The sequence below is a fragment of the Roseateles sp. GW821-FHT09G03 genome (assembly GCF_059416045.1).
Genome location: NZ_JBWKOK010000008.1, coordinates 236,331 through 252,390, shown reverse-complemented (window position 1 = coordinate 252,390; position 16,060 = coordinate 236,331). Strand labels below are relative to the sequence as shown.

At 68.5% G+C, this 16,060-nt stretch carries 13 protein-coding genes; 8 read left to right on the top strand and 5 right to left on the bottom strand.

Features of this window, described 5'->3' with window-relative positions:
* Positions 1-5 precede the first annotated feature (5 nt).
* The 8 genes from AC07OZ_RS25525 to AC07OZ_RS25490 all read left to right on the top strand — a co-directional run bounded on the left by AC07OZ_RS25525 (position 6) and on the right by AC07OZ_RS25490 (position 11,100).
* Positions 6-1,415: a sensor histidine kinase gene (locus AC07OZ_RS25525; RefSeq protein ID WP_495469888.1), complete on the top strand. Its 1,410-nt coding sequence runs from the start codon at positions 6-8 to the stop codon at positions 1,413-1,415.
* A gap of 34 nt (positions 1,416-1,449) precedes the next feature.
* The gene (locus AC07OZ_RS25520; RefSeq protein ID WP_495469850.1) at positions 1,450-1,896 is read left to right on the top strand and encodes an RNA-binding S4 domain-containing protein; all 447 of its coding nucleotides are present in this window, start codon (positions 1,450-1,452) and stop codon (positions 1,894-1,896) included.
* Between the two features lie 93 nt (positions 1,897-1,989).
* Positions 1,990-3,348: a hypothetical protein gene (locus AC07OZ_RS25515; protein WP_495469849.1), complete on the top strand. Its 1,359-nt coding sequence runs from the start codon at positions 1,990-1,992 to the stop codon at positions 3,346-3,348.
* A 161-nt stretch (positions 3,349-3,509) separates the two neighbouring features.
* Complete coding sequence (gene grpE, locus AC07OZ_RS25510) at positions 3,510-4,052, top strand: nucleotide exchange factor GrpE (protein WP_495469848.1); 543 nt, start codon at positions 3,510-3,512, stop codon at positions 4,050-4,052.
* 162 nt (positions 4,053-4,214) lie between these two features.
* Entirely contained in the window at positions 4,215-6,197 is a 1,983-nt protein-coding gene (gene dnaK / locus AC07OZ_RS25505) for a molecular chaperone DnaK (protein ID WP_067275313.1), read from the top strand.
* Between the two features lie 119 nt (positions 6,198-6,316).
* Entirely contained in the window at positions 6,317-7,468 is a 1,152-nt protein-coding gene (gene dnaJ, locus AC07OZ_RS25500) for a molecular chaperone DnaJ (protein ID WP_495469847.1), read from the top strand.
* 207 nt (positions 7,469-7,675) lie between these two features.
* The gene (locus AC07OZ_RS25495) at positions 7,676-9,289 is read left to right on the top strand and encodes a response regulator (RefSeq protein ID WP_495469846.1); all 1,614 of its coding nucleotides are present in this window, start codon (positions 7,676-7,678) and stop codon (positions 9,287-9,289) included.
* A gap of 119 nt (positions 9,290-9,408) precedes the next feature.
* Positions 9,409-11,100, top strand: a complete 1,692-nt coding sequence (locus AC07OZ_RS25490) for a phosphoethanolamine transferase (protein ID WP_495469845.1) — start codon at positions 9,409-9,411, stop codon at positions 11,098-11,100.
* Here AC07OZ_RS25490 and AC07OZ_RS25485 read toward each other — a convergent pair whose 3' ends face one another.
* From AC07OZ_RS25485 to AC07OZ_RS25465, 5 genes are all read right to left on the bottom strand, one after another.
* Positions 11,101-11,523 carry a hypothetical protein gene (locus AC07OZ_RS25485; protein ID WP_495469844.1) on the bottom strand — a complete coding sequence of 141 codons (423 nt, stop codon included), beginning with the start codon at positions 11,521-11,523 and terminating at the stop codon, positions 11,101-11,103.
* A gap of 18 nt (positions 11,524-11,541) precedes the next feature.
* On the bottom strand, positions 11,542-12,039 hold the full coding sequence (locus AC07OZ_RS25480; protein ID WP_495469843.1) for a hypothetical protein: 498 nt from the start codon (positions 12,037-12,039) through the stop codon (positions 11,542-11,544).
* A 199-nt stretch (positions 12,040-12,238) separates the two neighbouring features.
* A complete protein-coding gene (locus AC07OZ_RS25475) occupies positions 12,239-13,357 on the bottom strand; it encodes a PA0069 family radical SAM protein (RefSeq protein ID WP_495469842.1) in 1,119 nt (372 codons plus the stop codon).
* Between the two features lie 9 nt (positions 13,358-13,366).
* A complete protein-coding gene (locus AC07OZ_RS25470; RefSeq protein ID WP_495469841.1) occupies positions 13,367-14,713 on the bottom strand; it encodes an arabinose transporter in 1,347 nt (448 codons plus the stop codon).
* On the bottom strand, positions 14,710-16,035 hold the full coding sequence (locus AC07OZ_RS25465; RefSeq protein ID WP_495469840.1) for an amidohydrolase family protein: 1,326 nt from the start codon (positions 16,033-16,035) through the stop codon (positions 14,710-14,712). Before AC07OZ_RS25465 ends, AC07OZ_RS25470 begins: the two co-directional genes overlap by 4 nt.
* Positions 16,036-16,060: the final 25 nt, after the last annotated feature.

The window sequence follows — 16,060 nt, the reverse complement described above, 5'->3', positions numbered from 1 at the left end:
CCTCGATGCGCAGCCGCCTGCTGGTGGGCATCCTGGTGCCCGTCGGCCTGCTGATCGCCGCGAACGCGCACCGGCTCTACGAAGACGCGCTCAAGGCCATCGACACGGCCTACGACCGCACGCTGCTCGCGTCCGCGAAGACCATCGGCGAACAGCTCGACGTGCACGGCACGCGCGAGGATCCGCAACTCGTCTCCGAGGTCCCCTACGCGGCGCTTGAGGCCTTCGAAGCGGACAACCGCAGCCGCATGTTCTATCGCGTCACCGGCTTCCAGGGCGAATGGGTGTCGGGCTTCGACGACCTGCCCGCGTGGCACGGCAAGCTGCCCGACCGCGGCGCCTATGCGGCGCTGGTCGATTTCTACGACGATGTCTACCAGGGCGAGGAAGTGCGCGTCGCGGTGCTGAAGCAGCCCGTCTCGGGCGAGGCGGGCCTGGGCGTGGCGACGATCCAGGTCGCGGAGACGCTGGAGATCCGGCGCACGCTGGCGCGCCAGGTGCTGATCTCCACGCTGTGGCGGCAGGCGGCGCTGCTGGCGGTGATCGCCATCGTCGTCTGGGGGGTGGTGCTCTTCGCGACCTGGCCGGTGCGTGAGTTGAGCCGCTCCATCGGGGAGCGCGCGGACGACGACCTCAGTCCCGTGCCCATGCCGGGCGTGCCCGCGGAACTCGCACCGCTGGTGATCGCGATCAACGAGGCCTGGCATCGGCAGGCCGGCCTGTTCGCCCACCAGCAGCGCTTCGTGCGCGACACCTCGCATCAGCTGCGCACGCCGCTGGCGGTGCTCAAGGCGCAGGTGCAATCGGCACGGCGCGGCGACCTGCCGCTGGCGCAGGCGATCGACGAGATCGGCGCCACCGTCGACGGCGCCACCGCGCTCGCCAACCAGATGCTGGCACTGGCCAAGGTCGAGCAGTTGCGGCAGCAGGGCGATCCGCCGCGGCTGGACCTGGCGGAGGCGGTGCGCGAGGTGGCGCTCGACCTCGCGCCGTTGATCGCCGACGCGGAACTCGATTTCGAGCTCTTCACCGAACCCGCGCCGGTGCGCGGCCATGCGTGGGCGCTGCGGGAACTCGTGCGCAACCTGCTGCACAACGCCCTGCGGCACTGCCCGCGCGGCGGACGGCTGGAACTGCGGGTGACGAAGGTCGCGGGCCTGGACGGCGGCGTCGAACTGCGCATCGCCGACAGCGGCCCCGGCATCGCGACGGCGCTGCGGCCCAAGCTCGGACAACCGTTCGCGACCGGTGCCGGCGGCGGCTCGGGCCTCGGGCTTGCCATCTGCCGCGAGATCGTCGGCTCGCTCGGCGGCACGCTGGCGCTGGACAACCGCGAACGGGACGGGGTCATCGCCGGCCTGGACGCCGTGGTCCGGTTGCCGGCGGCACCATCGCCCGAAACGACCTCGTCATGACTCGCCGCAACTCGCCATAGGACAATCGACGCTGATGTCTTCCTCCGCCCGCTCCTCTTCCGCCGGCACCGCAGCCCCTTCCGGCCCCGCCGGCGTGCGCCTCGACAAATGGCTCTGGGCCGCGCGCTTCTTCAAGACCCGCTCGATCGCGGTCGACGAGATCGGCAAGGGCCGCGTGACCGTCAACGGGCAGGCGGTGAAGGCTTCGCGCGAGGTGCGCGTCGGCGACCTCGTGAAGCTGCGCCAGGGTCAGGTCGATCGCGAGGTGAAGGTGGCCGGGCTCAGCCACGTGCGCGGCCCGGCGCCGGTGGCACAGGCGCTGTACGAGGAGACGCCCGACAGCATCGCCGCGCGCGAGCGCGCCGCCGAGGCCCGTCGCCTCGCGCCTGAACCGGCCGAAGCCATCGAGCAGGGCCGCCCCACCAAGCAGGACCGGCGCCGCCTCGCGGACTGGAACCGCTGGTCCGCCAGCCTGGACTGACGCCGCGTTCCGCCGATCCCATGCGGCCTGCGCCGCCCGGTGGGGCACCGGCGCGGCCGACCGGCCCGCCGTGGCGTGATCAGCGGGGGCGACATGATCGGTGTCCAGGGGCAGCAGGCCTATCGCGGCCTTTCGTCGTCGGATGAGGACGACATCGACGACGCCGGCAGCGCCGCCGGGGACAGGACTCCGGCAGCGCAGCGGATGCCCGACCCCGGTCCTCACGACACGCCCCCTCCCGACATCCGCACAGGAGGTCGCGGCTTCGTCCCCGCGAGCTGCCGGTCCAGGATCCTGGACCTCGCGAGCCGGCCCGACCCCGTGTCGCGCTTCAACGCGATCCGTCTCGGCGACACGACGATGTCGCCCGGCAACCCCGAGGTGCTGAGGGCCATCGTCGCGCTCGCGGTGTCCATCGGCGGCGCCGCCGCGTTCGGCTTCGGACTGGGCCGGGGGATGGGCGGCGCGCTGGCCGAGCTCGGCGTCCGCCGCCTCTTCGACACGGAGCAGCCGCTGGGCATCGGCGAGGACCGCAACTACGTCGACCAGGACACCGATCACAACCTGGCGCAGATCGCCGCGATCGCCACCGGCCGATGGCTGGGCGCCACGATCTGCGGCGGCCTCTGCGCGACGCTGGCCAGCGTCGTCGCGCCGAGGATCGCGGCGTTGACCAGCCGGCAACTGGTGGCCATCCCGCCCGAGGAACTCATCCCCGACCGTGTGGCCGGGTTGCGGGATGAGACTGGCACGCCGTATGGGATGGCCGGCGTGGTCCGGCTCCGCCGGGAGCTTGAGCACGCCCAGAGGGAGACCGGCCACATCGACGGGACCACGCACGTGCGCAGCGGTGCCGCGGCCTTCGGCGTGCTGAACGCCGTGAGGGGCACCGCGCTCGGGATGTCACCGATCGGCGTCCTGCCGGACATCGGCATCTCCGCCGCGGTGTCCTTGACGGCCGGCGCCTCCACCGGCCTGGCCGCCGGCACGCTCATGGCCGGAAAACGCCATCGGGTTCCGGACGCGGCCCACGCCGGCGACGGTCCGGCGCCCCTCGTGCGGGTGCCCCTGTTCGAGGTGAAGAAGACCGCGCCGCTGCCGCCCCGCTTCACCGGGACCGGCAGGCGGAACGGCCTGGGCAACGTCTGCCGGGGCGCCGCGGACCGCATCCGGCTGTTCGTCGCGTCGACCTGGCTGCTGGGCCTGCTGGGCCTGCTGGTCAACCTGGCGGGTGCCGGCACCCGCCGCGAGCCCCTGAACTGGGTCCATCGCGCGGGCAAGGCGATCGAACTGGGCGTGGGCGTCGGCGCGGCGGTCGGTCCCTACTTCCGCGGACTGCCGGCCGTCAACGCACGCGATCGCGCCCGGCTGGAGCGCCAGCAGGCGCCCCTCGAGCGCCGGCCTGACCGGCCCTCCCCCATCGAAACGCTCGCACTTCGCCAGCTCCGTTAGCAGGCCTGGGGTTTGCCCGTTCCCGGATGCGAAAATCACCCTCTTGAAGTTCCGGCCATGGGCCTCAGATGCGGCGGGTCGCCCGACGCAAGCTGGCTCGTCCAGAGGCCGGCCGCGCTCCCCCAGAGGAGCCCGGGCATCCGCATTTGGGCATTCCAACCATGACGACCGACCATCAACAACCTGATCCGACGCTGGACGAACTGACCCAGCAAGCCGCCGCCGCGGCCGCTGCCGCCGTTCCCGAGACCCTCGAAGCCCGGCTGGCCGACACCGAGCGCCGCCTGGCCGAGATGTCCGACGCCTATCTGCGCGCCAAGGCCGAAGTCGAGAACACCCGCCGCCGCGGCGAGGAGGACACGACCAAGGCCCGCAAGTTCGCCGTCGAGGGCTTCGCCGAGGCGATGCTCCCGGTGATGGACAGCCTGTCCGCCGCCATCGCCCTGCCCGACGCCAGCGTCGAGCAGGTCCTCCAGGGCGTGCACGCCACGCTGCGCCAGCTGCAGGCGGCGCTGGAGCGCAACAAGGTGGTGGAGATCAATCCCGCCGCCGGCACGAAGTTCGACCCGCACCAGCACCAGGCGATCTCGGTGGTGCCGGCCGAGCAGGACCCCAACACGGTCGTGGCCGTGCTGCAGAAGGGTTTCCTGATCGCCGACCGCGTGCTGCGTCCGGCGCTGGTCACCGTGACCGCGCCGAAATAACCCTCCAAAAGAACAACCGGGCCCTTGAACCCGGACAAGTTATCCACAGATCAGAAGCATCCCGGAACGTTGTTTCAGCCGCTCATCCGATGAGCCGCCAAGGAGGCGCTTGAAGCGCCCCCCGCTGACCGTTCCGCCAGTTTTCAAATTCAGGAGCACCACATGGCTAAGAAGAAGATCATCGGCATCGACCTGGGCACGACCAACTCGTGCGTCGCGGTCATGGAAGGCAACACCACCCGCGTCATCGAGAACGCGGAAGGTGCCCGCACCACCCCGTCCATCATTGCGTACCAGGAAGACGGCGAAGTGCTGGTCGGCGCCTCGGCCAAGCGCCAGGCCGTCACCAACCCCCGGAACACGCTGTACGCGGTGAAGCGCCTGATCGGCCGCAAGTTCCAGGAGAAGGAAGTCCAGAAGGACATCGACCTGATGCCGTACACCATCGCCGCCGCCGACAACGGCGACGCGTGGGTGGAAGTGCGCGGCAAGAAGCTGGCGCCCCCGCAGGTCTCCGCGGAAGTCCTGCGCAAGATGAAGAAGACGGCCGAGGACTACCTCGGCGAGGAAGTGACCGAGGCCGTCATCACGGTGCCGGCTTACTTCAACGACGCGCAGCGCCAGGCGACCAAGGACGCCGGCCGCATCGCGGGCCTGGACGTCAAGCGCATCATCAACGAGCCCACCGCCGCGGCCCTGGCCTTCGGCCTGGACAAGCACGGCGCGGGTGACCGCAAGATCGCGGTCTTCGACCTGGGCGGCGGCACCTTCGACATCTCGATCATCGAGATCGCGGACGTGGACGGCGAGAAGCAGTTCGAAGTGCTGTCGACCAACGGCGACACCTTCCTCGGCGGCGAGGACTTCGACCAGCGCATCATCGACTACATCATCGCCGAGTTCAAAAAGGAACAGGGCGTCGACCTGACCAAGGACGTGCTGGCCCTGCAGCGCCTGAAGGAAGCCGCCGAGAAGGCCAAGATCGAGCTGTCGAACTCGTCGCAGACCGACGTGAACCTGCCGTACATCACGGCCGACGCCACCGGTCCGAAGCACCTGAACATCAAGCTGACCCGCGCCAAGCTGGAGTCGCTGGTGGACGAGCTGATCGAGCGCACGATGGCCCCCTGCCGCACGGCGATCAAGGACGCCGGCGTGTCGGTCGGCGAGATCGACGACGTCATCCTGGTCGGCGGCATGTCGCGCATGCCCAAGGTGCAGGAGAAGGTCAAGGAGTTCTTCGGCAAGGACCCGCGCAAGGACGTGAACCCCGATGAGGCCGTGGCCGTCGGCGCCGCGATCCAGGGCCAGGTCCTGGGCGGCGAACGCACCGACGTGCTGCTGCTGGACGTCACCCCGCTGAGCCTGGGCATCGAGACCCTGGGCGGCGTGATGACGAAGATGATCAAGAAGAACACGACCATCCCGACCAAGTTCAGCCAGACCTTCTCGACCGCCGAGGACAGCCAGCCCGCCGTGACCATCAAGGTCTACCAGGGCGAGCGCGAACTGGCGCAGGCCAACAAGAGCCTGGGCGAGTTCAACCTCGAAGGCATCCCGCCGGCGCCGCGCGGCCTGCCGCAGATCGAGGTGAGCTTCGACATCGACGCCAACGGCATCCTGCACGTCGGCGCCAAGGACAAGGGCACCGGCAAGGAAAACAAGATCACCATCAAGGCGAACTCCGGCCTGTCCGAGGGCGAGATCGAGAAGATGGTCAAGGACGCCGAAGCCAACGCCGCCGAGGACAAGAAGAAGGTCGAACTGGTGCAGGCGAAGAACCAGGCCGACGGCCTGGTGCATTCGGTGCAGAAGTCGCTGACCGAGCACGGCGACAAGCTGGACGCCGGCGAGAAGGAAAAGATCGAAGCCTCGATCAAGGACCTGGAAGAAGCCATCAAGGGCGAGGACAAGGCCGACATCGACGCCAAGACCGAAGCGCTGATGACCGCCAGCCAGAAGCTGGGCGAGAAGGTCTACGCCGAGGCGCAGGCGGCCCAGGCGGCAGCAGGTGCTGGCGCGGCCGGTGCCGCGGGCGCGGCGGGTGCCGAGCACGCGGAAGCTGCTGGCGCACAGGCCTCGGCCAAGCCGGCCGACGACAACGTCGTGGACGCCGAGTTCAAGGAAGTCAAGGACTCGAAGTAAGTGCCGCGCATGCCGACTTCCAGTCGGCATCGCGAACGGCTCATGCTGTCGATTGACAGCCGCCGCGCGGGGCCGCCAGCCTCGCGCGGCGTTTTGGTTTGAGGCCCGCAGGAAGATCCATGGCAAAGCGTGACTATTACGAAGTCCTGGGCGTCGCGAAGAACGCCAGCGAAGAGGACATCAAGAAGGCGTATCGCAAGCTCGCGATGAAGTACCACCCTGACCGCAATCAGGGCGACGGTGCCAAGGAAGCCGAGGACAAGTTCAAGGAGACCAAGGAAGCCTACGAGATGCTCTCGGACGGGCAGAAGCGGGCTGCCTACGACCAGTACGGCCATGCGGGCGTGGACCCGAACCAGGGCTTCCGCGGTGCGCAGGGCGGGGAAGGTTTCGGCGGCTTCGCGGAGGCCTTCGGCGACATCTTCGGCGACCTCTTCGGCCAGCAGGGCGGCGGCGGTGGCCGGCGCCAGGGCGGCGGCCAGCAGGTCTACCGCGGCAGCGACCTGAGCTACGCGATGGAGATCACGCTGGAGGAAGCCGCGCGCGGCAAGGAGACGCAGATCCGCATCCCGTCGTGGGAAGGCTGCGAGACCTGCCACGGCAGCGGGGCAAAACCCGGCACCAGCGCCAAGACCTGCGGCTCCTGCGGCGGCAGCGGCACGGTGCACATGCGCCAGGGCTTCTTCAGCATCCAGCAGACCTGCCCGCACTGCCACGGCACCGGCAAGATCATTCCGGAGCCCTGCACCACCTGCAACGGCGCCGGCAAGATCAAGAAGACCAAGACGCTGGAAGTCAAGATCCCGGCCGGCATCAACGAAGGCATGCGCATCCGCTCGGCCGGCAACGGCGAGCCGGGGGTGAACGGCGGACCGTCGGGCGATCTCTACATCGAGATCCGCATCAAGCAGCACGACATCTTCGAGCGCGACGGCGACGACCTGCACTGCACGATGCCGGTGTCGATCACGACGTCGGCGCTGGGCGGCACGATCGAAGTGCCGACGCTGGGCGGCAAGGCCGAGATCGAACTGCCCGAAGGCACGCAGCACGGCAAGACCTTCCGCCTGCGCGGCAAGGGCATCAAGGGCGTGCGCTCCAGCTATCCGGGCGACCTGTACTGCCACATCAGCATCGAGACACCGGTCAAGCTGACCGAGCATCAGCGCAAGTTGCTGAAGGAGCTCGACAAGAGCCTGAAGGACGGCGGCGAGCGCCACTCGCCGAACGCGAAGAGCTGGACCGACCGGGTCAAGGATCTCTTCAAGTAAATCGCCAACAGCGACACCCAAACCCCCGTCGCGATTCACGAATCAGGCCGGTCCACCCACGCAAACCCTGGGGGTCGGCCACAGTCGCCGGGCGGACAATCGGTCCGTGGTTGACGACATTCGCACAATTCGTTGGGGTGCTGCCGGCCCGCTCTCTTCGGAGGCGGGCTTTTTCACATGCGCGCGCGGTCTTGCGAGGCTTCGGCCATGACGCTCGCCAGCACGCTCGGCAAGACGCAGGCGCTGGTCATCGACAGCAACGCGAACTCGCGCAGCCTGATGACGGCGCAGTTGCGCGAGCTCGGTGTCGGCCACGTGCGGCAGGCCACGCGGGTGCGCGACGCCCGCGTGATCCTGGAGACGCAGCCCTACGACATCGTCCTGTGCGACTACTACTTCGACGGCTCCGAGCTGTCGGGGCAGGATCTGCTGGACGAACTGCGGCGCGAGCAGTTGCTGCCCTACTCCACCGTCTTCGTCATGGTCACCGGCGAGGCCTCGTACGCGAAGGTCGCCGAAGCCGCCGAGGCGGCGCTGGACGCCTACCTCGTCAAGCCCTACACCAGCGCGGCGCTGGCCGACCGGCTGGCCAACGCGCGGCATCGCAAGCTGGAACTGAAGGGCATCTTCGACGCGATCGACGCGCGGGACTTCGACCGCGCCGCGGACCTCTGCCTGGAGCGCTTCCAGCGCAAGGCGACCTACTGGCTGTACGCCGCCCGCATCGGCGCCGAGCTGCTGCTGCGCCTCGAGCGCCACACCGAGGCGCGAGAACTCTATGAAGCCATCATCGCCGCGCGCACCGTGCCCTGGGCGCGGCTGGGCGTGGCGCGGACCGAGGTCGCGAGCGGCAACCTGAGCGCCGCGCGCCGCACGCTGGAGACGCTGATCGGCGACATGCCCGACCAGGCCGACAGCTACGACCTGATGGGCCGCGTGCAGATGGAACAAGGCGAGATCGAGGCCGCGCTCGCGACCTACCGCACCGCCGCGACGCTGACGCCGGGCTGCCTGCTGCGCCAGCAGCATTGCGGCACGCTGGCCTTCTACGCGGGGCAGCGCGATGAGGCGCTCAAGATGCTCGAACGCAGCGTGGCGCAGGGCTTGCGCTCCAAGCTGTTCGATGCACACAGTCTGGCGCTGATTGCGCTGATGCGTTTCGACGCCAAGGACAGCAAGGGCCTCAAATACGCGATGGATGCGCTGGCGCAGGCCATGGAGCGCGCCCCGCGCGATCAGCGCCTGCAAGGTTTCGACGTGCTGATGCAGGGCCTGCGGCTGCTGATGGAACGCAAGCTGGCGGACGCGCTGCTGCTCGCCCGCAGGTTCGCGCGACGCGTCGCCGACGAGGACTTCGACCTCGAGGCCGCCAGCCTGCTGGTCGCGCTGTGGGTGCGCATGGCGCGGCAGGACATCGAGCTCAGCGAAATGGAGACGCTGATGAACCAGCTCGGCCTGCGCTTCTGCAGCTCGAAGTCGGCGACCGAGGTGATGATCAGCATGGCCGAAGGGCATGAACCCAGTGCGCAACTGCTGCGCGACGCGAATGCGCGGGTGTTCGCGATCTCCGAGGCGGCGATGCGCCATGCCATGCGCGGCGACGCGCAGACCGGGGTGCAGTTGCTGGTCGACCAGGGGGCGCTGACGCTGAACGCCAAGCTGATCGACATGGCGGCGCTGGTGCTCAAGCGTTACCGGGAACGGATGACCGACCCGGCGGCGCTGGAGCCGCGGATCGAGGATTTGCAGCGCCGCTACGTGCAGGCCAGCGGCCAGGGGCTGAAGGCCGCCCGAGGGGGCGGCATGGCCTTGAGAGGATGAAAGGGGCCTCCGGGGCTAAGCTGCGGCGAAGCTCAGGAATGCGCCAAGGGGGCTTCAGGGGAGCTTCAGGTACGACAACTACAAGGGCCGGTTTCTTTTTGCCGGCCTGACACAACACGATGCCGTTTTCCGATTCTTCGACCTCGCAGACCCGCGAGGCCGGCACCGCGCGCGCTCGTTCGCCGCTGGTCTTGACGTGGCTGACCGCACTGTGGGTAGGTGTGCTCGGCAACTGGCCGCTGTGGCAGCGGATGTGGGCCATGCCGGACTACGCCGGTGCGTCAGGCAAGCTGTTCATCATCGTCTTCGCCGGCATCGTGATCATGGTGCTGGCCGCGGCCTTCAGCCTGCTGGCCTGGCGCATCGCGGTGAAGCCGCTGCTGACGCTGATGCTGCTGATGACGGCGCCGCTGGCCTACTTCATCGGCAGCTACGGCGTGATCATCGACAGCACGATGATCACCAACGCGCTGCAGACGGACGTGCGCGAGACGCGCGACCTGATCGGCTGGGGATTGGCGGCCCATGTGGTGGTGATCGCGCTGATCCCATTGATCTGGATCTGGCGGCAACGTCTGACCGACAAGCGATGGTTCAAGCGGCTGGGATGGAACCTCGCCAGCGTGGCGCTGGCGCTGGCCTTGGGCGTCGGGCTCGCGGCGACACGCACGGCGGATCTCGCCTCCACGCTGCGCAACAACAAGGCATTGACCAAGATGGTCAGCCCGATCAACGCGATCTGGGCGAGCGCTGCGCTGGCGGCTCAGAAGCAGAAGAAGCCCAGAGGCCCGCTCGAGGTCGTCGCCGCCGATGCGAAGCTCACACCGCGCGCCGCGGGCGCCCGGCCGCCCCTGGTGCTGCTGGTGGTCGGCGAAACGGCGCGCTCCGAGAACTTCCAGCTCAACGGTTATGACAAGCCGACCAATCCGGAGCTGTCGACGAAGCCGGTGCTGAGCTACCGCGAGGTCGCCTCCTGCGGCACGTCGACGGCGGCGTCGCTGCCGTGCATGTTCTCGCAGCTCGGCCGCGAGGTGTACGTCGATCACCCCGGCAACCAGCAGACGCTGATGGATGTGCTGCAGCGCGCCGGCCTGGCGGTGCTGTGGCTGGATAACCAGTCAGGTTGCAAAGGCATCTGCGACCGTGTGCCCAACGCGCAGGCCATCAATCCCGCCCGGCCGGACCATCCGATTCCCGCGGGCCTGTGCCGCGCGGACGGCGAGTGCCTCGACGAAGTGATGCTGCACGACCTCGACGCGCGCATCGCCGCGCTGGATCCGCAGCGCGTCGCGCGTGGCGTGGTGCTGGTGCTGCACCAGATGGGCAGCCATGGTCCTGCCTACTACCTGCGCACGCCCGACGATCGCAAGCCCTTCCAGCCGGAGTGCCGCAGCAACGCGCTGCAGCAGTGCGAACTGGACCAGGTCCGCAATGCCTACGACAACACGATCGCCTACACCGATCACGTGCTGGCGAAGGCGATCGACTGGCTGGGCACGCAGGAGCAGCGTTTCGATCCGAGCTTGCTCTACGTGTCGGACCACGGCGAATCGCTGGGCGAGAACAACCTGTTCCTGCACGGCATGCCCTACGCGCTGGCGCCCAAGCAGCAGAAGCACGTGCCGCTGATCCTGTGGCTGCCGGAGCAGACGCGGCAATCGCAGAAGCTCGACAGCACGTGCCTGACGCAGCGTCGCGATACGCCGATGTCGCACGACGGGCTGTATCACACGGTGCTGAGCCTCAGCGGCGTGGAGACCTCGGTCTATCGCAAGGACTGGGATTGGGTGGGCGCCTGCCGGCGTGGATGATCACACCAGAGGCTTGGTCCGAGCCAACGCCGGCAGCGGCTCATCGCAACGCCGGAGCAGCTGTCGAACCTGACTCAGTTGGTCATGCATGACCGCAGGCCTCACGTCCTCCTCCAAATCGTAGTCCGCCAACTGGCGTCGATCACGTTGCACCTCCAGTTGGATGCCGTTGGTCCGCGAACGCCCACCCAGGACTTCGCCACATTTCCAGGACGGATTCTTCAGGCGATTGATCAGTTCCTGATGCGATCCACCTGGAGCTCCTTCGTTGCTACCGAGTTCCGGGAGAGACTGCTCCCAGGCACGGCAACGATGAAAGGCCGCGTAATACGCGCGGCTGATGGCGTCACGCGTCGCCACCTCCGATCCATCGCGGCTCAAGGCCTGCGCGAAGACAAACAACTCACTGCTACCAATGGCCATCTGCGCCTCCGAATCGGCTCAAGCCGCAGGTTCGTCGATGAAAGACAAGATGAAGCCGGACTGGAGCATGTCGATGTAAGAAAGTTCGCCCCAGAATGCCATGGTCCACGCCTGAGCTTCGTCGTGGGTGACCTGGATCGGCATCTCGTACTGGATGCTGACGACCTTGTCGTGATCGAAACGCGTCAACACGGCAGAGCCGCCTCGACGAAGACCATGCCGCCCCATGAAGTGCGCAGCCAGATGCAACAGGTGCCTGATATGCGTCACCGAGACGCGCCTCCGCGCCAGTTGATCAAAGGCGTCGCCAAGCGTTTCCCAACAGCAGCGTCGGCAGCGCGCGTCCGTCGCGCCTTGCAGATGCGGAGGACCAAAGATCAGCGACGGTCCTTTCAGGAGCTCGATCACGGCGTCCCCCTCGGACAGCTCCGCCGGAGTCGGGACCGGACGCACCATGATCGTGACCAGTCCGTCTGGCGTGCTGAACGGATTCACGTAGTTGATCTGCACTGTCATCACACTTCCTGCATTGCGAGTCCTCGACTCAATGGCAACCAGTCTCTGCGTGATGCGCTCGAAAGACATTCCCTCCGAAGGGCGTTTCATCGGGGGGCATTGATCTCGGTAGGTCACTCCCCCTGCGCATACTGAGGAAGGTCATTGCCAGATCGCCTGGCGACGGATCGGCCGACGCGGGGCCAGGTCTTGCCGCCGTTCAGAACAAGGACTGCTGCCCCACCACCTTGGACGGCGGGCGGAACTCGCTGAAGTCGAACTGGTGCCGCTCGCGTCCCAGGCCCAATCGCTTCGAGGCCTTTCGCAACCGCTGCTGCAGCAGCTCGGCCCAGATCCCTTCGCCGGTGAAGCGCGTGCCGAAGCGCGGATCGTTGTCCTTGCCGCCGCGCATGTCGTGCAGCCGCGCCATGATGCGCGCCGCCTTGTCCGGCTGATGCAGCCGCAGCCAGTCGTGGAACAGCGGCGCCACCTCCCACGGCAGCCGCAGCGGGATGCTGAACGCTTTTGTCGCACCGGCTTCCGCGGCGGCTTCGAGGATGCGCTCCAGCTCCGGCTCGTTGAGGAACGGGATCACGGGCGACACGCTCACGCCCACCGGCACGCCCGCCTCCGCCAGCGTCTTGATGGTCTGCAGCCGCCGCTGCGGCGAGGCCGCGCGCGGCTCCAGGATGCGCGACAGCGCCGGGTCCAGCGAGGTCACCGACAGGTAGACCGACACCTGCCGCTTGAGCGCCATCGGCACGATCAGGTCCAGGTCGCGCTCGATGCCGCTGGACTTCGTCACCACCGAGAACGGATGCCGCGCCTCGGTCAGCACTTCCACGACGGCGCGCGTGATCCCGAGCTTGCGCTCGATCGGCTGGTAGGCGTCGGTCGCCGTGCCCAGCACCAGCGGCGCGGGCCTGTACGCGGGCGACGCCAGCGTCTCCCGCAGCCGCTCGGCGGCATTGACCTTCGCGATGATCTTGGTCTCGAAGTCCAGGCCCGGCGACAGGTTCAGGTAGCTGTGCGTCGGCCGCGCGAAGCAGTAGATGCAGCCGTGCTCGCAACCCCGGTAGGGGTTGATCGACAGGTCGAAGCCGATGTCCGGCGACTGGTTGCCGCTGACGATCTTCTTCGCATGCTCCTCGATGATCTGGGTCTTGGGCGCGACGTGCTCCTCGAGCGCCTCCTGGTCCAGCGTGCCCCAGCCATCGTCGTACTGCTCGCGCCCGCGCGATTCGAAGCGGTGAGGCATCGCCCAGGCGCTGCCCCGGCCCTTCAGTGCGTCGGCCTGGATGTACAGCGGCGGCGATGCGATCTTGGTGTCTTGCGGCATACTGTCAATTTATACAGTATTGCCGACGAATGCCAGTGCCCATCGGCATCCACCGGCATTCATGCAAGTTCGCGCCTCGATCCTCCTGCCGATTTCTCCTGCTTCACGGCGCCCCCCGCATCGCCTCCTCCAGGCGCCTCTTCCAGACACCTCCTCGAGGCACCTCCTCAAATGCGGCTGACGCCCGGTGATGACCAGCACAGCACCCAGCAGCGCCGCCACCGCGCCCAGCGCGTAGACCGCCGCGAAACCGAAACGCCCGGCGACCAACCCCGCAACCGGACCGGCCAGGCCGTAGGCGATGTCGAGGAAGGCCGCGAACGCGCCGATTGCGCTGCCGCGGCTGGCGGGCGGCACACGCTTGAGCGCCTCGACACCGAGCGCCGGATAGATCAGCGCGCAGCCCAGGCCGCTCACGAAGGCGCCGGCCAGCGCGACCGCTTCGTGCGGCGCGCCCCAGACCAGGCCTTGCCCGATCGCCTCGACGACCAGCGACCACAGCGCCACACGCCGGCCACCGATCTGGTCGGGCAGATGCCCGAGCAGCAGCCGCACGGCGATGAACCCGACGCCGAAGCAGGTCATCACGACGCCGGCCTGCGACCACCCGCGCGCCGCGAAGTACAGCGACGCGAAGGCGGTCAGGCCCGCCAGCCCGACGCCCTGCAGCGTCAACGCGGCACCTTGGCGCCAGATCTGCCCCACCACGCGCCGGAACGGCAGGCGCAGGCCGCCGGCCATGCGCCAGGCCGGCGTCGCCAGCGCGATCGCCCAGGCGGCCAGCGGTGCAGCGATGCACGCGACCATGACGGCGGTCAGGCCGTGGGAGCGATACAGCCACATCCCCACCGGCGCGCCGATGGAGAGCGCGCCGAACATCGCGATGCCGGTCCACGACATCGACAGGCCCGCGCGCTGCGGTCCCACCGACGCGATGGACCACGACACGCAGCCAGTGACGAACTGGCTTTCGCCGAAGCCGGCCACCAGCCGGCCCGCGACCACGACGGCCAGCACCGCGGCCGGCGACATCACGGACGCCCCATGCGACCACCCCAGCGCCGCGGCCAGGTACAGCAGCCCCGCTGCGGCACAGCCGAGCGCGCCTTGCATCGCCGGGCGTCGTCCGCCCTGTCCGTCGACGAGGCGACCCGCGTAGCCGCGCGTGATCACCGTGGCGAGGAACTGCAGCCCGATGACGAGACCGACGGTCAAGGTATCGAAACCGAGTTGCTCATGGATGAACAGCGGCAGCACCGGCAGCGGCAGGCCGACGGCGAGGTAACCGCAGAACAGCGCCGCGATGACGCCGGGCGCGGGACGGGCCCGCGTCGGGGTGGAGTCGGGGGCGCTCATGCCGCCGTCTTGAACAGGTCGACGCGATGCCCGCTGGCATCGAGGAGGAAATCGCGCGAGGCAGCCGCTTCGTCGGCGAGCTTCGACAGATCGACGTCGACCAGCCGGCCGCCGCGCTTGCGGAAGCGCCCGCCGACCACGACGGTGTCGACGTCGGCGCGCTCCACCGCCTGCACGATCGTAGCGATCGCGTTCGTCACCGGGAACACGGCCGCGCCCTGCGTGCGGACCATGATCAGGTCGGCCGCCTTGCCGGGCGTCAGCGTGCCGACGCGGTCCTCGAGTCCCGCCGCCCTCGCCCCGTTGACCGTGGCGGCGCGCAGCACGTCCTCGACGCCGATCGGCGCGGGCACATCGGCCTCGCCGCGGAAACGGCGATAACGCATTGCCGCGCGCTGCTGGTGGAACAGCGCATGCATCTCACCGAAGAGGTCGCTGCCGAAGGCGGTGTCCAGATCGATGCCCAGCGCTGGCTTCAGGCCGTGATCGACGGCCACCTGGTAGGCGAAGGTCTCATCGTCGAAGCCGAACAGCGCGTCCGAGCGCGGATTCACCGTGATGTTCACGCCAGCGTCCGCGAACAGCTTCCACGTCGCCGCCGGCACGCGCGTGCAATGGTTGAAGAGGTTGTGCGGGCCGAGCACGCCGGGGGTCGCGAATTCGGGGCCGAGCTGCGCGAGGTCGCCGATGAACTCCGTCAGGATGCGCATGTCCAGGCCGCGCGCGACCTCCCACCAGTCCAGCTTCAACTGGCCGAACAGGCCGACCTTCACGCGGCTGTCGGCTCCGTTCCAGCGCGCGGCCAGACGGGCCAGATCGCCTGGCAGGTGCGCCGAGGACGCGCCCTGGTCCATCGCCGGGCCCACCATGTGCAACGCGCGGATGCCCGAAGCGCTCAGCGCGTCCAGCGCCGCGTCGGTGTGCTCGGGGCTGCGCGAGCTGTGGCACGCATCGACGATCGTCGTGATGCCGGCGTCCAGCGAGGCGGCGGCCGTCAGCATCGTGCTCGTGTACATGTCCTGTGGACGGAAATGCGCGCCGAGCTTGCTCGCGACCACGTCGATGTAGGCGAAGAGATCGTCGACATCGGGCATCAGCCGGCGCATCACGCCGAGCCAGGCGTGGTGGTGGGCGTCGATCAGCCCGGGCATGACGATGCAGCCGGCGGCATCGACGAGCTCGGCGTCGCCGGCCGGCAGGTCCGCGCCGACGGCGGCGATGCGGCCGTCGCGCACCAGCACGTCACCGACGGCCAGGTTGGGCAGTGCGGGATCCATCGTGATGACGGTGCCGGCCTTGAAGAGGATGTCGCGATCGGTCATGGGGAACTCCGTTGGGGAAGCGTTG